This is a genomic window from Pseudoalteromonas sp. BZA4 (genome assembly GCF_040104395.1).
Lineage (GTDB): Bacteria > Pseudomonadota > Gammaproteobacteria > Enterobacterales > Alteromonadaceae > Pseudoalteromonas.
The window spans coordinates 1-22,041 of sequence record NZ_JBECOT010000060.1 but is presented as its reverse complement, the minus strand read 5'-3'; the positions used below and the strand labels follow the sequence as shown (position 1 = coordinate 22,041).

Sequence of the window (22,041 nt, the reverse complement as noted above, 5' to 3'; positions counted from 1 at the left end):
ACTTGAAAGACTGTTTTGGCTAAATCAATCGTTATAGTGCTAGACTGTGTCATGGTATGGGCTCCTTTTTGTTTGTCACTTTCACCTTAGTCGATTTTGACAAAGGTGGGGAGTCCATACCATTGAGATGCGAGATGCGAGATGCGAGCAGGATTTTGCGCGAGGTAAATAAGTAGCTATAAAAAAAGCCGCATAAATGCGGCTTTGAGGTTAGTCTCACTTCACTTTGGGCGTGTTTCCAAATTTCAGTGAATACGTTACCAAGGAACTTATTTAAATTGATTCTAAAGCAATTTTAACCATTTCGTTAAAAGTGCTTTGACGCTCTTCACTTGGTGTTGCTTCACCAGTGATTACGTGGTCACTCACAGTAAATAGTGCCATCGCTTTTGCGCCGTATTCAGCGGCTACGCCGTACATGCCAGCTGTTTCCATATCAACAGCAAGTACGCCTAGCTTGTCTAATTCTTGATAGAATGTGTTATCTGCTTGGTAGAATGTATCTGTTGTGAATACATTACCTACTTTCGCTTCAATGCCTAATTCTTTTGCTGCGTTTACGCCGTTAAGTAATAAACCAAAATCAGCAATTGCGGCAAAGTCGTAACCACGTACGCGCGCACGGTTTACGTTTGAATCTGTGCTTGCACCTTGTGCAAAGATAACGTCACGGATTTTGATATCGCTACCAATACCGCCACAGGTACCAATACGAATTAGATTTTTAACGCCGTAACTAACGATCAATTCACGGGCATAAATTGACATTGATGGAATACCCATCCCAGAACCCATAATACTCACTGGCTTACCTTTGTAGGTACCGGTAAAACCATACATATTACGAACGCCTGTTACTTGTTTTGCGTCATCTAAAAAGTTTTCAGCAATGTATTGAGCGCGAAGCGGATCACCCGGCATTAATACCGTTTCTGCAAATTCGCCTACATTGGCGCTGATATGAGGAGTACTCATTATTGGTTTCCTTTTTTGTTCGCTAATAGCTTGTCGTTAAAGCTATCACCGTATTCAAGTGCAGGAAGATTAAACCACTGGGCAAGGGTTTGACCTATGTCTGCAAAACTAGCTCGTTCTCCAAGCGGGGTGTTTGTCATTCCCGGTTGGTATGCAAGTACTGGCACGTATTCACGTGTATGGTCAGTGCCTGCTGCTGTTGGATCACATCCGTGATCGGCCGTGATAATTAATACATCATCACTATTTAGCTGATTTAAAATAGTCGGTAGATAATCATCAAACTCTTTTAATGCTTTAGCATAGCCAACTGCATTACGGCGATGACCGTACTTTTCATCAAAATCAACTAAGTTTGTAAAAATCAAACTATGGTCAGGTGCGCTTGCAATTACTTCTGAGGTTTTCTCAAGTAAGTTCATTAGCCCTGGCGCTTTGTGTTTTTGAGTGATGCCTTGGTGCGCATAGATATCGGCAATTTTACCAATACTGATCACTTCACCGCCGTCTTGCGATAATTTATCAAGCAAGGTTGGTGACGGTGGTAGCACCGAATAGTCACGACGATTGCCTGTACGGGCAAAATCGTCACGGCTCGAACCCAAAAATGGCCGCGCAATCACTCTTCCTATGTTCATTTCATCAAGCAGCGCCCGTGCGATTTCGCAAACCTGATAAAGTTTCTCCAGTCCAAATGATTCTTCGTGCGCGGCTATTTGAAACACGCTATCAACTGAGGTGTAGCAAATCGGCATACCGGTTTGCATATGTTCTTCACCTAGCTGTTCTAAAATGGTTGTTCCTGAGGCATAACAGTTACCTAAAATGCCAGGAATCCCTGCGCGAGCAATTAGCTCATCAACAAATTCTTGTGGAAAACACGGCTGTGTATTTGGGAAGTAGCCCCAATCAAATAACACAGGTACACCGGCCATTTCCCAGTGCCCTGAAGGCGTGTCTTTACCACTTGATAACTCTTTAGCGTAACCCCATGCGCCAATAGGTGCTTGGCGGTCACTAACTAAACAAGGCTCTTTGCCTGCGGCTTCGCATGCATCAGCTAAACCTAAACGGGTAAGATTAGGAAGCGATAAGTGCTCACCTGTTTCTTCTGCGTAGGCTTTAAGTAAATGAGCAAAGGTATTTGCGCCTACATCACCAAACTTCTCTGCGTCAGGTGCTGCGCCAATTCCTAGGCTATCTGCCATTAAGATGAGTGCTCTTGCCATGGGTACCTCGTTATCAATATGTGAATACTTTATATGCTCTTCGAATTTTTGGTACAGGACATAAGTCCTGTTTCATAAAACAGAAACATTATAAATTTGCATCTCTAAGCGAAGCAAAAGAGATTAATCGTGTCTTTTTTGCTATTGTGATCTACCTAACAATGTTTCCTTCTGTGTGGGCGAGAACTTTAGTGACACGAACAATTATAGCTATTGCTGGCGCATCTGCGTCGGGCAAGTCTCTTTTTAGCAAGACAATTTATAACGAATTAGTCAATGAGCTTGAACCGGGCGCGATCGCAGTGATCGAAGAAGATGCTTATTACAAAGACCAGTCGCATTTGCCGTTTGACCATCGAACGCAAACCAATTACGACCATCCTGATGCTTTCGAGCATGAGCTTTTGCATGAGCACTTACTTCAATTGCGCGCTGGAAAATCAGTAGACGTACCAACTTATGACTATGCAATGCATACCCGTAGCGATGAAACGCGTCGAGTGGCACCTGCAAAAGTACTTATCGTTGAAGGTATTTTGCTATTGAGTGATCCGGCACTTCGAAAAGAATTTGATATTAAGGTGTTCATTGATACACCGTTAGATATCTGCCTTATGCGCCGTATGCAACGAGATATGGAGCAGCGTGGCAGAACATTACAGTCCGTTGTTGATCAATATCAAGCGACAGTGCGACCTATGTTTTATCAGTTTATTGAGCCATCAAAGCACAAAGCTGATCTCGTAGTCACACGCGGCGGTATGAATCGCGTTGCCATTGATATAATTAAAAGTAAAATAAAATATTTACTGCAACAATAACAACGGGAAACAGTCAGTATGACAACATTTATGAGCTTAGTAGGCATTGTTGTGCTACTAGGCATTGCTTTTGCGGCTTCTACGAACCGTAAAGCAATTAATTTAAGAACTGTAGGCATCGCCTTTTTACTTCAAGTGTTAATTGGTGGCTTTGTCTTGTTCTTCGAAGTGGGCAAAAACGTACTGGCAAGTATGTCACGAGGAGTCTCATCAGTTATTGGTTATGCCAATGACGGGATTAGCTTCTTATTTGGCTCACTGGCATCGCAAGATACTTTAGGGTTTATTTTTGCGATACAAGTATTGCCCGTTATCGTGTTCTTCTCAGCACTCGTTGCTGTGTTGTATCACATCGGGGTGATGGATTGGATAATCAAGATTCTAGGTGGTGGCTTACAAAAGCTATTGAAAACCTCGCGCCCTGAATCGCTTTCTGCAACCGCCAATATTTTCGTTGGCCAAACAGAAGCACCATTGATTGTTAAACCATTTATCGCCAGCATGACTAAGTCAGAGCTATTTGCGGTAATGGTAGGTGGCCTTGCTACCGTGGCCGGTTCTGTTATGGCAGGTTACGTAACAATTGGTGTAGAGCTTAAATACTTAATTGCAGCCAGCTTTATGGCAGCACCAGGTGGTTTCTTAATGGCAAAAATGATTGTGCCAGAGACCGAAACACCGAAAGAAGATTTAGCTGATTTAGACGTACAAGAAGAAAAACCGGTTAACGTAATTGATGCAGCCGCATCAGGTGCCGCAAACGGTATGCAACTAGCACTGAACGTAGGTGCGATGTTACTTGCTTTCGTAGCACTTATTGCACTTCTAAATGGGTTATTAGGCGGTATTGGTGGTTGGTTTGATCATCCAACATTAACGCTACAAGAAATTTTAGGTTACGTATTCGCTCCAGTTGCATGGTTATTAGGTGTACCGTGGAACGAAGCTGTAATCGCAGGCAGTTTTATAGGTCAGAAGGTTGTAGTTAACGAATTCGTTGCTTACCTCGACTTTATTAATTATCGCGATACGTTAAGTGCGCACACACAAGCGATTGTCACATTCGCGTTATGTGGGTTTGCTAACTTATCATCGATAGCAATTTTACTAGGTGGATTAGGCGGTATGGCGCCTAGTCGGCGAAAGGATATCGCACGCTTAGGGCTCAGAGCAGTGTTAGCAGGATCTATGGCTAACCTCATGAGTGCAGCAATTGCAGGTTTTTTCCTCTCGCTAGCTTAGAAACTTAATGAGATGAGCCGTAGTTGCAAAACAATAGGATAGGACTTTAAGGGGTTAAAGGTCTATCTGACTTGAACGATACTTCACCAAGGGCCGCAAGGCCCTTTTATCGTTTTATGTGCTAAGATTTATTTACTAAGTCCTTTTAAGTACATAAATGAACTATTTACGACTTTATTTGTTAATTCTTTTCTTTAGTTGGCCAGCACTGAGTAAGCCGACCCTAACTGTTGTGACTGAACTGTCGCCACCCAATCAGACCTTAATCAACAATCAAGTTGCCGGTGAAAGCACCGAATTAGTAAAGGCGATTTTTGCCAAAGCTAATTTGAACGCGAATATAGAGCTCTACCCTTGGGCCCGTGCCTACAATATGGCATTGAAGAAACCGAACATTTTCATTTACAGTATGGCGAAAACCGCTGAGCGCGAGCAGCACTTTCATTGGATTGGTGAAGTGGCAACCTATCAAATGGGCTTTGTTAAATTAACCTCTCGCAGCGATATAAACATCACTACAAACGAGCAAGCTAAGCAATATAAGATAGCGGTACAACGTCATGATTTAGCAGCGCAGCGTTTAGCAGAAAGAGGATATACACTGGTATATACCTCTGATATCAATAAGTCGTATCAGCTGTTGATGTCGGGCAAGGTTGATTTAATCATTGATGATAAGAACTATATTGCGGCTATGGCTGAGCAATTAGCACTGGATGAAGCTCGCTTCAGCTTTGCCCATACAATCGACTTTTTAGCCATGAAAGGTTATCTCGCAGCAAATATTAATACCGACCAACGTTATATCGATGCCTTAAAAGCAGCGTTTAATGAGGTGGTCATGACACCAAGATACAATGCAGTGATGATGATCGCGCAGCGACCTTAATTCGCCTTATATTGTTCAATATAAGTCTCTAATAACCCTTGCTTACTCAGCTTGTCATAACTTGCCTGTAATCGGCTTACAAGCTCTTCGGGTAATGCCTTATTTAACGCTAGAAAGTTTCCTACCGTGCCATTTAGTGGCAACTCAACCAACTTAACCACTTCTCTACCTTGATGACCATACTGCATTAATTGGTATTTAAACGACAGCTCCGAGCCAATAATGAGCTCTATTTTATTTTTGAAAAATAAATTAATGCACTCGTAATAGTGACTCACTTTGAGAAGATTTTTTTCACTGCGAAAACCAATACTCTCAACAAATTTTTCGTAAATACTGTCTCTCACCACGCACAGACTATGATCTTTCACTTGCGATAAATCGATTGGATTAATACGGTCATTTGATTGTAAGCGATAAAAGAAGTTACTTGATGAAGCCAGTGGACCAATCCAATTAAACAGCGCTTCACGATCAGGTATACGAGCCGTAGAAACAAGACCTGATTGCGGCTTTTGCTGGGCTAAGTGATATGCCCGAGACCAAGGCAAGAGCTCGAATTGACATTCAATGTCTGCATCAACACACATCGCTTTAACAAACTCGAGGTTTATGCCCTCTAAGTGCCCTTTGTTCGAAAAATTATATGGCGGGAATTGCTCGGTGTAGATGATGACACTGTCTTTTGCCAGTACTACAGGTGCAAAGCTTAGGCACGCTAACAACAAATATTTTAAAATAATTAATACACTCTAATCACACAGCTGCATTAAATATAGAAATATTCATTAACTCAGTCAATTTTTAGGCATAAAAAAAGCAAGCCGTAGCTTGCTTCTTCTTAACTTTTACTAAAAGTAAAAATTATAACGGAGTGATGTTATCCGCTTGAGGACCTTTTTGACCTTGTGAAAGAGTGAACTCTACACGTTGGCCTTCAGCTAAAGTTTTGAAACCTTCGCTTTTGATAGCGCTGAAGTGAGCGAAAACGTCTGGACCATTTTCTTGCTCGATGAAACCAAAACCTTTAGATTCGTTAAACCACTTAACTGTACCTGATACGATGTTAGACATAGTATTATTCCTGATATAAAAAATTAAACATGCCCTAGTGGGCGGGTGTAGCAAAAAATGAGATGGTACTTAAAAACTTCAGGACGGTACTACAAGTATTACTTATACAACAACGAAATAAAGATTTATTAATTACACGCTTTCTTTCTAGCTGGTGCCCACTATATAGAGTTAGTTTAATAAGTCAAACACTATCGACATTAAAATTCAAACTCTAAAGCCAAGCGAAAGCTATGATCTTTGCCTGATTGGCTAAGCTCACTAATAAAACCTGCTTCCCATTTTAACTGGCGTTTAGGGCTAAATCTGTGTAAACCAGTAAAGCCTGGGCCCACTCCAATAAAGTCCTCTCCCGCGTATATTTCAATTGATGGTTGAAAGGCCGAACGATAGCGATAACGGTACTGCAAGCGAAACTCACTTTCCCACTCGTTTTCAATATCAGCCCCCCATTCATAGACTAAAAAAGCGTTCATCGTCAGGCTTGTACGACCAAATTCTTTTTCCCATAAAAAGCCGCTTGTTGCTTCGTATGCATCGAGTGTGTGTTGTTTTTCAAGCTCAAATAACGCTCCCCAATCGGCCCACAAGCGACCTTGCTCGACCAATTGCCAACGCAATTCCACCTCATATGAAGATAAACCAAAATCACCGTTATCATCGCGCTCTCCAACTAAGTAGCCCTCAAGGCTCATGGTGTCGTTAATTGCGCCGCCAAAGCCTGCACGCTGTGCAAGCACATTACCGCTATCAGTTTGCCTGGATACCAAACGCCACTCAACTTCGCGCTCAAAAGGCAATACATAAGGGTGGTACACTTTATCAACTACCATGCCATCAGCCTGAGCGACTTGGCTGATACTTGCTAACAGCAAATAAGTTAAGCTAACTATTAAGAACCGCATACTGGCTCCTTGGTCTTTTTAATTTTTAAAACGTGGGCTAAGGCGATAAACCCCAACGTAGCAACGACATACACCCATAGCGCGGTTTTACTCGGCGTAGCTTCGTAGCCCACTAAGGCTTTTAATACGCGCCCAAGCTCTGAGTTTTCAACTAAAAACCCACGCCAATCTAAATAATTTGAGGTCACATCGAGTAAATCGATCTGACTTGCTAAATCAAGAAATATCAATAGCTTTGCTGTTGCATTTAAGGCAAGCAACACAACCAATGGCTGCTCGCCTACGCGCTTGGTAATACTCTCAAGCAAAAAGAACAGTAACACGCCAAAGCTAATACAAATGCCAACACCTAAAAATGTACCCAGTAGCAATGGCTCTGCGGTATCTTTACTGTGCCAAAAACTGACTAAATAAATCATGTAGTGGCTTAAATACAACGTCATGGTTGCAATCAAGGCCAGTGCAGCCGCCATTTTTCGTTGCAGACAACTCATGAGTGCAGCGACAAAAATCATTATACACAGCAGCATTTGTATAAACTCTAAGCCTCGGTGATCAAATAACTGGCTCACCCAAGCAGCGCCTTGCACAAACACTAAGCTTAGTAGCGTACCAATCACTGCATAAATACTCAGTTGGCGCTGACTTAAAGGCACAATTAAACTCAAAAGCACGGCTAAAATCACCACAGGCAAAAGCTGATTAATGCTCATTAATAAACTAGTTATCAGCATCATTCACCTCCGTAGCCACGACAGTTCCTCTGGCTGTATTAGGCGAAAATTCACCAAAAAAGTCATAACGCCCTGGGCTGAGCGGTCCGATATAAATGACACTCGTACGACCTGGGTAGAGTACTTTTTCACGGTTTAAGTCAAAGCTATCGAACTCTTCTGGCGTGTCATCTTGGTTTTCGATGAGTAAACGTAGCTTTTTATTGGCAGGAACTTTAATTTCAGCTGGGTAAAACAAGTGATCTTTTAAAATCAGCTTGTACTCTTTGGCATAGGCAAGCCAAGACGACATATATAGTAACAACATAGAAATTGCCAAAATCCATTTATTCACTGACATCTCCTTGCATAAAAGAGACACTCACCCGCAAGCCACCAAGGTGACTGTCAGCTAAAGCAATATCAGCGTTATAAATCGACACTATGTGTTCAACAATGGCCATACCAAGCCCGGCTCCTTGTTCACCAGAGGGATGTTTATCACCACCCACACGGTAAAAACGGTTAAAAATACGCTGTTTTTGAGCTTCATCAATACCGGGGCCCGAGTCATCTATTTGCCAGATAAAACGATTGTTTTCGGTTTTCAGAGTAATACAAATCTCTCCCGCAGCTGGGGTATATTTTATGGCGTTACTCAGTAAATTGCCAAACAAAGTAACTAAGGTGAATTCGTCACCGGCGATGATAAAATCATCGCCATCAATGCTAATTGTGTGCTCTTTTTCGTCAATACGATCATAAAGTTGTGAGGCAACCTGCTGGCTAATTTCTAACACCGACACGGGGCTAAATTGCGCTTGCCATTGCTCTGGATAGGTACGCCCCAAAATCAGCATTTGTTCAACGATATTGCTCAGCTTATCAACGCCTTTTTCCATCGCATCAAGCTCAATACTCTCAATACCTTGAGCTACTAAATTATGCACATTGATTTTTAAACTACTGAGCGGGGTACGCAGTTCATGGGCCGCATCAGAGGCAAAAAAGCGCTCTCGTAAATAAGCACTTTCAACTCGTTTGAATAGATCATTTAAACGGCTAATTACGGGTTTTATTTCTTGCTCTGGGGTTTGCCAAGGAATAGCTGTAAAATCATTTGCTTGACGATGTTTGAGTTGATTTGATAACCGTGTTAGTGGTGCAAGCCCTTGTTTTACAAATACACTAATAAGAAGGGCAAGGATAGGCACACTCCATAACAGCGGCGTCATGGCCGACAAAATCACGGTTTCGGTTAGTGCCACACGTTTGCTCAAAGGCTCTGCAATAAGCACTCGCTTATTGCCTTCGCTTAAGCGATACACTTTGACTCGTTGCCCAGCCAAGTTCTCAACACTAAACCCGGTTTGCCACTGACTTTGATTACTAAGATTTTGCTGCAATGATTTTGAGCTTGAGGCCAAGCTATCATCAACCCAAACTTGAAACAATAACTGCGGTAAATCACTGGTATAAGCTGGGGTTTCTTTACTGAGTGGCTGCTCGATTAACACATGTGCCAGCGTTACCAGCTCGTTATCGAGCAGTGCTTCAGCCTGATTCATACTTTCACGGTAACCTTTAGTAAATGCCAAAAAGCAGGTTAAGATCACCATAGACAATATAAGTAGAGTCAGCCTTTTACGAATTGACACTAGCGTTTACCCACCACATAACCAATGCCGCGCAAGGTTTTAATAAACTCTTTTGGGAATTTTTTACGCAAGTGATGAATGTGTACTTCGATGGTATTAGACCCCACCTCTTCGCCCCATTCGTACAGTTTACTTTCTAACTGCTGTTTTGATTGCACGCGACCTTGGTTTTCTAGCAAGGCTTTAAGGAGCATAAACTCTTTGCGCGGCAAGTTTACTGGCTCACCTTGAAAGCTCACGGTAAAAGCGGCGGTGTCCATTTCAACATCACCAACTTTTAAAGTGCTGGTTTGTGCTTGGGTCACACGCCTGCTGGCAACCCGAAGACGGGCAAATAATTCTGCGGGATCAAAGGGCTTTGCTAGGTAGTCATCAGCACCTAAATCAAGCCCCATGACTTTATCATCAATACTGCCCCGAGCAGTTAAAATCACCACGGGCAGGTTTTTACGATGCTTTTTGATGTGTTTTAAAATGTCGATACCATCACCGTCTGGTAGTCCTAAATCAAGGACTACCAGCTCAATTTCATCATTTTGCAGCCATTGCATCGCTGACTTAACGGTCGAACTATGTTCAACACTGTATCCTTGTTGACGTAAAGAACGACACAGGCCTTCTGCCACTAAATGGTCGTCTTCAACGAGCAATAAATGCATAGTTTATCTCTTTATTTTTTTCTCTACCTTAGCCAATAGTTTAGTAATTTCTTGTTGGCGGTAAAGATCTGCTTTTGGTCTTTCAGGGCGTGCTGGCGCTTGCTGTGCAACCAATAAAAACTCTCTAGCTGATTTATACTTGCGCTCGTCATACAGGAATGACGCATATAAATAGTTGCTATCGATACCACGCGGGTTTAGCTCAAGCGCTTGTTTAAACAGTTTTTTAGCTTCATCGTCATCACCAAAACCAATAGGCCAACCTGGTACTTTACCGTATAAGGTTGCAAGGCTTGTGTATGCCGAGCCATCAAGCGCTTTTGGATCTAAGCTTAACGCTTTTTCAAATTGTGCTTTCGCATCTTTTGCAAGACCTAGCGCGCCTAAGCCCCCTTTTGCACCTGCATAGCTCGATAACACAATACCGTACCAAATATGGCTGGCTGCTTGCTGGTCGTTGGCTTTGGTAAACTCTGCGGTTTCGCTCGCTAACTTTTCGAATGCATCTAACTGCGCATCGTCAACTAATTCGTAATTAACCACTGCCCACTGCTTTTGCACCGAACTTAAATCGCTATTAAAGTCGGCTTTTGCAGGCGCAGCCATGATAACACCTAACATCATTAGGGCTTTTAAATTTAGTTTAGTCATAATCATTCACCTTGATCAATTTAGTTGGCAAAAAAACTTTTAATTTTAGGAAGTTGTTTTGCTATTGCGTTATCAACGAGTGATGGAAATGCGCCGTTAATACGGGCAAATAATGTTTCTGGAAAACCAATAAAACGACGACGTTTTTTTGATTTAATTAAATCTATTAATGCATCAGCCACTTTTTCTGGCGGATCCATGGTGTTACCTAGCTCTTTGTTCATCGCGCGTACTTGCGGCGAATTAATCGCGGTATCGGTGGCACGAGGCGCTAAATACAATACTTTCACATCGCTGTGGCTGAGCTCTCTGGCAAGGGCTTCGGTCATCCCTCTTAGGCCAAACTTGCTTGCGCAGTACAAGGTTTGATACGGATAACCAATGCTGCCAAACGATGAACCTATGTTTACAATCGTGCCTTTATTACGGGTGATTTGTGGTAAAAATAACTGACACAATTTAATGGGCACATGCAGGTTAATATTTAACAGGTGATCAATTTGCTGCTCGCTGATTTCAGTAAAACCCTGCATCACATTAACACCCGCGTTATTAACAAGTAGTCTTGCACCGCCAATTTGCTGAGCAAACTTAGCAAGATCATCGCGAGATTCACTGTTACTAAGGTCAGCCTGAAAATACTCAGCATCATTGCCACATTCCAATTGCAGTGCAGCAAGTTGCTTCACATTTCGACCAACAAGTAATAAACGCCAACCTTCTTTTGCAAGGCGAAGGGCAATAGCACGGCCAATCCCCCCTGTTGCACCGGTTAGCACACAAACTGGGCTACTCATGCGCTTTGCTCCAAGTCAGCCTCGCTAAAGAAAGGTTCTGAATCGAGGTCACGGAAAATATTGCCGTACAGTTTATAAAAACATTTTGCGGCGTGAATGATGGCTTGTTGGTCGTCTACGTTGTCTATTTTGTTCATCAGTGATTCGAAGAACTTAACGTGTTCAATATCCAGTGCACCGTGCGAAGTAAGGTATGAAAATGCCTTTTTCGGTAGGCCTACAGCCTCACGAATTTGCCCTGCCGCATTATCGGCTAATGCAATCGAGGTACCTTCAAGCACATGAACCATGCCAAAGAATGCCAATGGGTTACCGCGATTAATTGCATCATAGGCGTACGACACCATTAATTCGGTCGAAAACTGTGGACGAGAATGACGCACTAACTCTTTATCAAAACCGCAGGCTGCAATATCATTTAGCACCCATTCTTGGTGGCCTAACTCTTCTTCGATGTATTCTGCAACAGCTTCGCGCAGCCACTCTTGTTTATCGCTCAGCTTTGCACCGACTGCCATCAACAGCGGTACTGTGTGCTTAACATGGTGATAAGCTTGCGTTAAGAACGATGCATATTCACTTAGGCTTACTTCACCTTTAAAAACGCGGCCAATAATCGGCGCAGCTAAAAGGTAGTCACGCTCTGTTTGTGTTTCGGCTTGTAATGTATTGAAAAATTGACTCATGCTCGTCGCCTCTTGATAAAGTGCAGAGATCTCTGCAGCAAAAAATTGATTGATAACATCGCGTTTTGGGCGATTATTGCTGGTTAATAAACCTTGCGTGTGGCTCATAGGCTCTGTAATTCGATGCCACTTTCTGATCTGTGCGTATTCGGGTAGTTGCGCGTTTTGTGCCGTAATATGGGCAGCAAGTTCAGCGTCATTCATCGCTTGGTTTGCATAGATAAGCGCGGCTAAAAATGCCTTACCTTCGCCAATCACCACCGCTTGTTGTACTTGGCTGTGGCTAAGCAATAACGACTCTGGCCACTCGGCGCTGATATTGCGCCCAAAGCTGGTGATAAGTTGGTTTTTCAAACGGCCCTGAATAACCAAGCGACCTGCTTGCTCAGTAACAAGATCACCAGTTGCATACCAATCGTCAGCATTTTGTGCTGCTTGACCTAAATACCCCAAAAACAATGAGCCTTTGATATAAAGCTGGCCATTTTCAATTTTGTATTGAATGTGCTTAAGTACTCGCCCTGCGGTGTCAATGTCATCATCATCGCGAGTGTTTAAACTCACCACCGATGAAGATTCAGATAAACCATAACCTTGATAAACCGGCAAACCGAACTCACGGGCTTGCTTAATAAGCGCTTGGCTTACAACTGCGCCACCTACTGCAATAAACTTTAAGCTTTTAGGTGCTTGCCAGCCTTGCTTTGCAAAAGCCACTAAACAAGTCAGTAGCTCAGGCACTAAAATAAGGGTGTTTGGCTCAGTACGTTCAATTGCGGCTATTAATTTATGTGGTTCAAGTAGCTGTGCACCTGAAAAACCAAGTTCAGCTAAAGGCACTAAGTTAACCGTGCCACCCGCTAATAGCGGCGCATACACACCGGCTAAATTCTCAAGCAAAACAGGTAGCGGCAGTAAACATAAATGGTTTGGTTTTTCTAAACCAATGCTTTGATAAAGTGATGTTGCCACCTGCAATTGGCTTTCAAGCGATAAACACACGCCTTTTGGTGTGCCCGTTGAGCCAGACGTAAAGGTAATCTTTTGCGTGTTTGCAAAATATGGCACAGGCTGTGTATTACTCAATTGGTAAACATATAAAGGGTAATGCTTACATACATCCACTAACGCCACTAATTTAGCATGCTCGCCTTCGTAAGCACGGTCACAAACAAATAAACCTGCCCCACTGTTTTGTAAACCAAACGCAATTTGCTGAGCAGTAAAAAACGTTGGTAGCGGAATAGCCACTCTTTTAAGCTCGCTAAGCGCAGCTTCTAATACACACCAAGCAGGTGTGTTATCTAATTGATAAGCCACACCTTGGGCATCAAATTCAGCCAAGGTAGGTAGCAAGCGAGTCACTTGTTCAGTAAATTCTTGTTTAGTTAGTGAGCGCACACCATCGCTTTTGTGGCAAACCATTAAGGTATCGCTATCTTTATGTGGTAACTGTGTTAACCAACTCATAACGCCTCCAAAAATACAGCAAGCTCAAGCGATGACTGTAAACACTGCTGTTTGATATTGAATAAAACGGGGGTATTTAATACACGCTGATGAGCTTCGTTTAGGTCAACCACACAGATGGTTGGTTGATTGTCGTAATAGCTACCCCAGCTTGCTGGATCTTGAAGTGCTTGCGCATTTGCAACACCGATTTCTTTGCAATTGACACCCAGCATTTTTAATAGCGCTCTCACTTTGCGGGTTGCACAAAACACTAAATAATTTGCTCCTGCTTGATAGAGTGCTTCGTTCATTAAAACAAAATGTGCCAAGGTGGCTTTTCGGTGCGTTGAGCATAAATTACCTAGCTCAAAAATGTGCTCACGCTTGGCACCAACAAAGTGCTCAATAGACGCAGGGAGGTATTGTTCAATAAACAAAGGTTGTGATGCAGAGCGAAGGCCTAAGGTACATACTTCATCATCAACATTAAGCTCACAAAGAAGCGGCATGAACTGCGAAATTTTCGCGTCATAGGCTGCAGCAAAACCTTGCTTAATATTACGCTCAAGGCGGTCACGAAATTGGCCTCCTTCACGCATGCAAACAAAGGCAGGCTCTTGAACTTGAGTTTGATGTGATTGTTGAACTGAAAGCATAATTGTTCGCTCCACTTAGGTTATGTGTAAAATTTATCGAGCGAAACTTAAATAAAACTTAAGAAAAATTAATTTTTATAAATATTTTTCAACCTTATGAAATTAAATGATTTTATTTTCATTAAAAACAAAAATGCCAGTCTGTTAGACTGGCATTTTAATGCTAAAATTAACCTTAAACTTAGATTACTTAACGATAGTCATCTCTTTAAGTAGGTTTTGAGCATTATCAACTTTATCCATCACCCACAGCATATATCGTGAATCAACGTGAATTGAGCGATTTAAATTTTCATCGTAATCCCAATCACCAATAATACTTTCGTAAACACCATCAAATAACAAACCAACTAGCTCAGCATTACCGTTTAGCGTTGGTGAACCTGAGTTACCACCTGTGGTATCTACATTAGATAAAAAGTTAACCGGAACCGTATTCATACCGCCGGTGTAATCACCATAAAGCTTTTGCTTAATTAACTGATTTTGCTTTTCTGGTGAGTTGAATGGTTCAACACCGGTGTTTTTAGCAAGTAGTCCTTCTAAAGATGTAAAGGGGGTTGCCACTAAGCCATCTTGCGGTGAATAGCCGCCTACCGTACCGTAAGTTACACGCAGGGTGCTGTTAGCATCAGCATAAACTGGCTTATTAAGTGCCTTGTTATAAGCGATGATTGCTTCCATTAATGCAGGGCGAGCAGCTTGCTGTTTACCAGCCAGTTCTTTTTTCGCATCTTCAATATCTTTTGTGACTGCAAATATTGCATGCGCATACTGAATGAATGGATCGCTACTTTGCTTTAACTGAGCAAGGTCAAGATCTGCCATCCATAAACGTTTGCTTTCATCTGCAAGAACCGATTTAGCATACATGTCATCAAGCAAGGCTTGCTGTTTTGGTTTATCAAAACCGTTTGTAAGACCCAGTGCTTTATCAACCTCTGCAACTCGCTCGTCTTTAGGTAATGCAGCATATTGCTCAATAAAGTACAGTAAAATAGCTTTATCTACGGCTTCATCATAACGACGGCTCATGCTTTTTAAACGAGACTCGATACGTGGCATATCACGTTCTTGATAACCGCTTTCGCGCTCAGCATCTGGCTTTTGTTTTTCGTAAGCTAAACGGTATAAACGTCGAGCAGTTGAGATCATTTGTGAGCGGTGTACGTAACCTAACATGCGGTCGCGCTGGTTATGCTCTTGCGACTGAGCAACTAGCGCAGATAAATCAGCAAGTACATGTCCGTATTTAGCTTTGCGCTTACTATCTTCATTGATCCACCCAGTGAGATCTTTTTCGAATTGTTGCTTACGGCTATACATTGACCCTTTATTGAAACTCTCAATCATTGAGCCATAGTTTTTAATGTAGTTGTTGTAGCCCGCAATCGTGCTTTCATAAGCGATTCGTGCCTCTGAACCCTCAGGCGCATTTTCTTCAATTAACGAGACATATTTAGAGTTATATTTACGCGCTAATGGGTAAGCAGTGTTAAACACGTAATCAACTTCAGGCGAAATACGGTAACGGTTTGTGCTGCCCGGATAACCGGTAACCATCACAAAATCGCCTTCTTGAACGCCTTTAGCGCTTACTTTTAAAAACGCATCACTTTGGTACGGCACGTTATCTTCTGAATATTCAGCTGGCTTGCCATCTTTGCCAACATACGCGCGATAGAACGAGAAATCACCTGTGTGGCGCGGCCACATCCAGTTATCGATATCACCGCCGTATTTACCTACACCCATAGCAGGTGCATAGGCTAAACGTACATCTTTAATTTCTAGCGATTTAATAAGGTAGTACTCCAGACCACCATGGAAGGTATACACATTACAGCGATAGCTCTTGTCTTGCTCACACTCACTAACAAGTGCTTTTTCATTTGCTTCAATGGCATCAAAGCGTGCTTTACCGGTTAACTGTTCAGTCCCTTTATTTACTTTTGCTGTAACATCGGTCACTTGCTCTGTTACATAAACACGAGAACCTGGAGATGCAGGTACTTCTTCGCCCGTTGTTTTAGCTAAGAAGCCATTTTCTAAAATATTGTTTTCGGTAGTCGAGTTATATTGAATCGAACCATAGGCACAGTGATGGTTTGTTACAACTAAGCCTTTTGGTGAAACAAACGAAGCGGTACAGCCACCAAGGCTAATTACCGCGTTCATCGGGAACTCTGTTAATTTTGAAATTGACTCTACATCAATGCTCAAGCCTTTCGCTTTTAGGATAGATTCAAGTTCTGGTAGCTGGTGAGGTTGCCACATGCCTTCATCGGCAACAGCAACATTTGCTACAGCGAGACCCACTGCAGCAGCAATAAATTTAAATCGCATAGTCGTCCTTTATATTATTATGTTTATCATTTTTAGCGCTCGTATCATTGTCATTATGCTAGCCAATAGCAATAATTTGCGACCGCTAATGTCAAAATTTGTAAACCATTTTAGGTTCATGAGCCTAATACTTAGACTCATGAGCTTAATATTTAGATTCATGAACCACGGCATTGTGGCCATGTAAGCTTTCTTGGTGTTCAACCTTAAATTGGTAATCAGCAATACTCGGCATGGTTTCGAAGCACTGCTTCAATCGCCTTGCTGCATCTTCACAAAACAGTAAGTTTTTAGCGTTAAGGGCGGCAAATGCTTGCTCATCTTCACGTTTAACAGCGGTTTGGACTGGAGTGCCAATAGCTTGTTCACATTCTGTGATAAAGCCGCCAATATCTGGCAACTTCTCACTACTAAACGTGACATCAATATACGCATATGAACGCTGGCTATGAGGGGTTGCAATAGAACCCAGCTCACTTGCAAGCCAATTGAGTAAAGATGCTTTATCTATATGCTCATCACTAAATTGCTTATCGACCGCTTCGCTCAAAAGCTGCCTCGATAATGCCGCTGAACACGGGCAGGTGCTACTGTAGGCAATATCGACTTTTAAGTTAATGGCAAGCGTTTGCTGCTTTATAATAGTTAAAACGACAGGGTAAGCATTGTAACCTGTATTGTCGCTAAGTAGCGCTGGTTTTAGCTCGGGTAAGTCAAAATGCAGCACCAGTTTTGCGCCTTTACTTAAGCCTTTTTGTGATGCTAAAACAGCCTGCATAAACTCGTTAACACGTTGACTCGTTAAGCTTTGTTTGGCCAATAGCTGATTAAGTAGCAAATAAAGACGCGACATATGAATGCCTTTAGCATCGCTATCAAGGCTAACGAACACATCAGCTTTGGCATTTAGGTGCACATCAACATGAGTTTGTGCAAGCTTCAAAGGCAATGCTATTTTTTCCATACCAACCCATTTTAAAGGCGACTGAAAATCTACATTAGAGTGCGAGGTAATATCGGGTAATTGCATATCAACTTCTTTTAACGATTGAATGTTAAGGCCATAGCGGCCTGCTTGTGCGGGGTTACTTGTTGCCCATCAAAGACACACTCACCATTTACAAAGGTATGTGTTATTCGGTGTGAAAAAGTGGTGCCATTAAATGGCGTCCATTGGCATAAATAATGTGTGTTTGTGTGCTCAACGTGCTTTTCTGCGTTTGGGTCAACCAGAACTAAATCTGCAAAGTAGCCTTCTCTGATAAACCCTCGCTCTTCGATAGCAAATCGCTTTGCCACGTTATGCGCTGTTTTTTCAACAACTTGCTCAAGGCTTAACGCATCCCGTTTTACCTGCTCAAGTAACGAGAGTAATGCATGTTCAACTAAAGGGAGGCCAGCTGGTGCAGCGCTGTATTGTTGCTGCTTTTCTTGCCAAGTATGAGGGGCATGATCGGTGGCAATAATATCAATGCGACCATCGCGCACTGCTGCGAGTAACGCTTGGCGATCTTGCTCTGATTTTATGGCGGGGTTACATTTAATTTGATTGCCATAGCTTGCGTAATCATCTTGGTTAAACCACAAATGATGCACGCAGGCTTCGGCGGTTATGTGCTTTTGCTCTATGGGTGCGTTACTAAATAGTTCTAGCTCTTTTGCTGTTGTTAGGTGTAAAACATGCAGCTGCGAGCCATAGCGTTTTGCCAGCGATACGGCATACGATGAAGATGCATAACACGCCAACTCATCACGAATTAGCGGGTGATGCTCTATTTGTAACTCGCCATAACGTTTTTCTAAACGGCGCTGATTTTGTTGAATAACCTCCCCTTGCTCGCAATGGGTGGCAATGAGTACCGGGCTTTCCCGAAAAATGGCTTCAAGAGCATGAGGGTGTTCAACCAGTAAATCGCCTGTTGATGCTCCCATAAACACTTTAACGCCGCATACATTTTTAGCATCAAGGGCTTTAATTTCATCGAGGTTGTCAGGGGTTGCGCCAAAGTAAAACGCATAATTCGCAGCGCTCGTTTGCGCCGCTATCGCGTATTTATCAGCAAGTGCTTTTGCCGTGGTAGTCGAAGGTGAGACATTAGGCATTTCCATAAAGCTTGTAATGCCACCGGCCACTGCCGCGGCAGATTCACTGGCAATCGTGCCTTTATGGGTAAGGCCTGGCTCTCTAAAATGAACTTGATCGTCGATCATGCCAGGTAATAGCAACAGACCGCTTGCATCAATTACCTCATCATTGGTCTTGGCACTGATATCTTTGGCAATTTCAACGATTCGATTGCCAACAATTCGTATATCGTTTATTTCGCGCTGTCCTTCATTAACAACGCAGGCATGTTTGATTATGATAGCCATATGACTCCTTGCTTATTCAGCAACATTTGCAACTTATCGTAAAAAAATGCACTCCATGGCAAGATTGATTGCGAATTAAAATGTTACAATATAACATACCATAAAGTTTTTATTTGGACACTGTTATGAGTCAAAAAGATCAATTGGGTCGGGCTATTTAAGCTGTAAAGTTATAAGTGGCTTTCCGATCTTAGAGAATTTTAACGGCTTATCGCAGCCAATAATCACCTTATCGCAACGTATGAGGTCAATTGTAATAAGACACAGTATGCTGGGCTCATTGATCACATGGTGATACCTGCCTCATATAAGTGCTTTTTTAGCATCTTTTTGTAATTCGCTTTAACCGCTATGCAAATCAAGAGCTTATAAAACGTATGTGCAAGGTTATATCGACACAATTTAATTTTAAAAATGACAAGAGAAAAACTATGAAACACCTAATCGCAACCGCGATCAGTTCTGCGCTGTTACTCACAGCCTGTTCAGAACCTCAAACAACAACATCAACGCCTAAATCAGAGCAATCAGCACCTGTTGCTGCAAAAGAGCAAGCTAACCCACTGTTTGTGAAAAGCGTATTACAATACGAAACGCCTGATTTCAGTGCGATTAAAGATGAACATTTCATGCCTGCATTTAATAAAGGCATGACTGAGCAAATGACTGAAGTGCAAGCTATCATCAACAACCCAGCAAAGCCTGATTTTGCTAATACGATTGTTGCGCTTGAGAAAAGTGGTGAACTATTAACACGCACACGCAGCATTTTTTATAACTTAGCGGGTACGGATTCAAACCCGGCTCGTCGTGAATTACAAAAAGAATTAGCGCCAAAACTAGCGGCTCATAGCGACAACATTTTCTTAAATAAAGCACTTTTTGAGAAAGTAGCGGCTATTCACAGCGAAGCTGACAGCCTAGCCTTAACAGCTGAAGAAAAACGTTTATTAGACGTTTACTACAAACGTTTTGTGCGTGCAGGTGCAAAATTAAGTGCAGAACAAAAACAACAAATTCGTGATATCAATACAAAGCACTCAAGCTTAACAACTCAGTTCTCACAAAACTTATTAGCGCTTACTAAAACAAATGTTGTTTTAGTGGATGACAAAGCAGAGCTTGAGGGCTTACCAGCAGGTCAAATTGAGCAGCTTGCCAATGCCGCTGCAGAAGCTGGCCATCCAGGCAAATACCTAATTAAGATCACAAACACCACGCGTCAGCCTATTCTGGCAACACTGAAAAACCGCGATTTACGTGAAAAAGTATGGCGTGCATCGGCTGAGCGTGCATTATCGGGCGAAAATAGTAACCGTGATATCGTGGCAGAACTTGCTCAGTTACGTGCTCAAAAAGCGAAACTATTAGGTTACGACAGCTGGGCTGATTTTGGTTTAGAGTCGCAAATGGCGAAAAAACCACAAGCTGTATTTGATATGTTTGCGAGTATGATCCCTGCATTAATGCAGAACGTAAACGCAGAAGCGGCGGCTATTCAAACTAAGATTGATGAGTCAGGTGAACAATTTAAATTACAACCATGGGATTGGTTATTCTACGCAGAGCAAGTGCGTAAAGATAAATACAACCTTGACGAAAATGCAGTGAAAGAATATTTCGAGTTCAACCGTGTTCTTGAAGACGGCGTATTCTTCACCATGAACCGTTTATACGGCATCACCTTTAAACCACGTAACGATATTGCGGTTTACCACCCTGATGTAAAAGCCTATGAGTTGTTTGATGAAAATGGTAAAAGCTTAGCCATTTTCTTTGCTGACTACTTCGCTCGTGAAGGCAAACGTGGCGGTGCATGGATGAGCTCATTCGTTAAACAATCTGGCCTTAAAGAACAAAAGCCGGTTGTCGTAAACGTTATGAACATTCAAAAAGGCGCGAATGGCGAACCTACGCTTATCAGTTATGATGAAGCAACAACAATTTTCCACGAGCTGGGCCATGGCTTACACGGCATGTTCTCAAACGTGAAGTACCCTACTCTATCTGGCACCTCAGTATCACGCGACTTCGTTGAGTTCCCATCAACATTTGAAGAAGATTGGGCCATGTACCCTGAAGTTATCGCTAACTATGCAAAACACCATAAAACTGGCGAGCCAATTCCTGATGAGCTACTGAAAAAAGTAATTCAATCACGTAGCTTCAACCAAGGTTTTGATACTCTAGAGTACGTTGCAGCTGCACTACTTGATATGGAATGGCATTCACTTTCTGCTGATGCTCCTTTACAAGACATTGAAAAGTTTGAGCAACAAGCGCTTGCAAAACATGGTGTTGATGTAGCATTTGTACCACCTCGCTATAAATCAGCCTTCTTCTCGCACTCAATGGGCGGCGGTTACTCAGCGGGTTACTATGCTTACATGTGGAGTGAAATCTTAGCGGCAGACGCCTTTGCTTATGTTCAAGAGCAAGGTGGTTTAACTCGCGAAATGGGTGAAAAATACCGTAAAGAAATTTTAGAAGTGGGTAACTCACGTGACCTAATGGAATCGTTCAAAGCATTCCGTGGTCAAGAGCCAGACACGTCAGCGTTATTAAAACGCCGCGGCCTAAAAGCAACGGTTCAATAGTTTACCTTGAGCTTTAAGCTTTAAGCTGTAAGTCAGAAATGTGGGGTTATCGAGTATTGATAACCCCACAACGATAGTAAAAAGAGCTGTCAGCCGTCAGCTATCAGCGTTCAGACGCGCGAAACAAGTTTCACGCCTACGAATGAAAACATCAGGCGCTAGGTACTAGGCTCTAGGCGCTAAGCGCTAGGTACTAGTACTCTTTCACATATATTTTGATCAGTTGCCCTTACTTAAATTCAGGTAACTGATCTTTTTCAATCAATAATTCAATACTCCTGCTTTTTCCAGTAACTGATGTTATAAATTTCTTCTTCT

Annotated in this window: 20 protein-coding genes and 1 pseudogene; 4 read left to right on the top strand and 17 right to left on the bottom strand. The window is 42.4% G+C overall.

The genetic code is table 11. The features are described from left to right. Positions 1–273 precede the first annotated feature (273 nt). Together deoD and ABMY41_RS18130 are read right to left on the bottom strand one after the other, a co-directional pair. Positions 274–975: a purine-nucleoside phosphorylase gene (gene deoD / locus ABMY41_RS18135; protein WP_036972525.1), complete on the bottom strand. Its 702-nt coding sequence runs from the start codon at positions 973–975 to the stop codon at positions 274–276. Then, complete coding sequence (locus ABMY41_RS18130) at positions 975–2,204, bottom strand: phosphopentomutase (protein ID WP_063528418.1); 1,230 nt, start codon at positions 2,202–2,204, stop codon at positions 975–977. The genes deoD and ABMY41_RS18130 overlap by 1 nt, the downstream gene beginning before the upstream one ends. Positions 2,205–2,395: 191 nt before the next feature. Between ABMY41_RS18130 and udk the strand changes: the two genes are divergently transcribed. From udk to ABMY41_RS18115, 3 genes are all read left to right on the top strand, one after another. After that, complete coding sequence (gene udk / locus ABMY41_RS18125; protein WP_054553619.1) at positions 2,396–3,025, top strand: uridine kinase; 630 nt, start codon at positions 2,396–2,398, stop codon at positions 3,023–3,025. 18 nt (positions 3,026–3,043) lie between these two features. Further along, positions 3,044–4,267, top strand: a complete 1,224-nt coding sequence (locus ABMY41_RS18120; protein WP_054563193.1) for a NupC/NupG family nucleoside CNT transporter — start codon at positions 3,044–3,046, stop codon at positions 4,265–4,267. Positions 4,268–4,424: 157 nt separating this feature from the next. After that, positions 4,425–5,156, top strand: a complete 732-nt coding sequence (locus ABMY41_RS18115) for a transporter substrate-binding domain-containing protein (RefSeq protein ID WP_274168231.1) — start codon at positions 4,425–4,427, stop codon at positions 5,154–5,156. Here ABMY41_RS18115 and ABMY41_RS18110 read toward each other — a convergent pair. The 15 genes and pseudogenes from ABMY41_RS18110 to ABMY41_RS18040 form a co-directional block, all read right to left on the bottom strand. Continuing rightward, positions 5,153–5,881: a transporter substrate-binding domain-containing protein gene (locus ABMY41_RS18110; RefSeq protein ID WP_274168232.1), complete on the bottom strand. Its 729-nt coding sequence runs from the start codon at positions 5,879–5,881 to the stop codon at positions 5,153–5,155. The two genes, ABMY41_RS18115 and ABMY41_RS18110, sit on opposite strands and share 4 nt — an antisense overlap. Before the next feature lie 139 nt (positions 5,882–6,020). Further along, entirely contained in the window at positions 6,021–6,230 is a 210-nt protein-coding gene (locus tag ABMY41_RS18105; RefSeq protein WP_004587186.1) for a cold-shock protein, read from the bottom strand. A gap of 200 nt (positions 6,231–6,430) precedes the next feature. Next, positions 6,431–7,135 carry a hypothetical protein gene (locus tag ABMY41_RS18100; protein ID WP_349275746.1) on the bottom strand — a complete coding sequence of 235 codons (705 nt, stop codon included), beginning with the start codon at positions 7,133–7,135 and terminating at the stop codon, positions 6,431–6,433. Beyond that, positions 7,123–7,872 (bottom strand): iron transporter, encoded by a 750-nt coding sequence (locus tag ABMY41_RS18095; RefSeq protein ID WP_349275744.1) that lies wholly within the window; start codon positions 7,870–7,872, stop codon positions 7,123–7,125. Before ABMY41_RS18095 ends, ABMY41_RS18100 begins: the two co-directional genes overlap by 13 nt. Beyond that, entirely contained in the window at positions 7,856–8,182 is a 327-nt protein-coding gene (locus ABMY41_RS18090) for a cupredoxin domain-containing protein (protein WP_341860358.1), read from the bottom strand. The genes ABMY41_RS18095 and ABMY41_RS18090 overlap by 17 nt, the downstream gene beginning before the upstream one ends. Before the next feature lie 13 nt (positions 8,183–8,195). Beyond that, on the bottom strand, positions 8,196–9,506 hold the full coding sequence (locus ABMY41_RS18085) for an ATP-binding protein (protein WP_250660732.1): 1,311 nt from the start codon (positions 9,504–9,506) through the stop codon (positions 8,196–8,198). After that, entirely contained in the window at positions 9,506–10,165 is a 660-nt protein-coding gene (locus ABMY41_RS18080; protein ID WP_063528423.1) for a response regulator transcription factor, read from the bottom strand. The genes ABMY41_RS18085 and ABMY41_RS18080 overlap by 1 nt, the downstream gene beginning before the upstream one ends. A 3-nt stretch (positions 10,166–10,168) precedes the next feature. After that, positions 10,169–10,816, bottom strand: coding sequence for a hypothetical protein (locus ABMY41_RS18075; protein WP_349275742.1), 648 nt, complete (start codon positions 10,814–10,816; stop codon positions 10,169–10,171). A 20-nt stretch (positions 10,817–10,836) separates the two neighbouring features. Continuing rightward, a complete protein-coding gene (locus tag ABMY41_RS18070; RefSeq protein ID WP_274168236.1) occupies positions 10,837–11,613 on the bottom strand; it encodes an SDR family oxidoreductase in 777 nt (258 codons plus the stop codon). After that, positions 11,610–12,299, bottom strand: a complete 690-nt coding sequence (locus ABMY41_RS18065; RefSeq protein ID WP_274168291.1) for an iron-containing redox enzyme family protein — start codon at positions 12,297–12,299, stop codon at positions 11,610–11,612. The genes ABMY41_RS18070 and ABMY41_RS18065 overlap by 4 nt, the downstream gene beginning before the upstream one ends. Before the next feature lie 474 nt (positions 12,300–12,773). Further along, a pseudogene (locus ABMY41_RS18060) lies at positions 12,774–13,724 on the bottom strand (AMP-binding protein); the annotation flags it as partial. 41 nt (positions 13,725–13,765) lie between these two features. Further along, positions 13,766–14,350 (bottom strand): thermostable hemolysin, encoded by a 585-nt coding sequence (locus ABMY41_RS18055; RefSeq protein WP_250660889.1) that lies wholly within the window; start codon positions 14,348–14,350, stop codon positions 13,766–13,768. A gap of 243 nt (positions 14,351–14,593) precedes the next feature. Beyond that, entirely contained in the window at positions 14,594–16,753 is a 2,160-nt protein-coding gene (locus tag ABMY41_RS18050) for a S46 family peptidase (RefSeq protein WP_349275740.1), read from the bottom strand. 145 nt (positions 16,754–16,898) lie between these two features. Next, positions 16,899–17,783, bottom strand: coding sequence for a GTP cyclohydrolase FolE2 (gene folE2 / locus ABMY41_RS18045; RefSeq protein ID WP_349275738.1), 885 nt, complete (start codon positions 17,781–17,783; stop codon positions 16,899–16,901). Between the two features lie 11 nt (positions 17,784–17,794). Then, on the bottom strand, positions 17,795–19,126 hold the full coding sequence (locus tag ABMY41_RS18040) for a dihydroorotase (protein WP_349275736.1): 1,332 nt from the start codon (positions 19,124–19,126) through the stop codon (positions 17,795–17,797). 431 nt (positions 19,127–19,557) lie between these two features. Here ABMY41_RS18040 and ABMY41_RS18035 point away from each other — a divergent pair, with 431 nt between their 5' ends. Next, entirely contained in the window at positions 19,558–21,723 is a 2,166-nt protein-coding gene (locus ABMY41_RS18035; RefSeq protein ID WP_349275735.1) for a M3 family metallopeptidase, read from the top strand. Positions 21,724–22,041 lie beyond the last annotated feature (318 nt).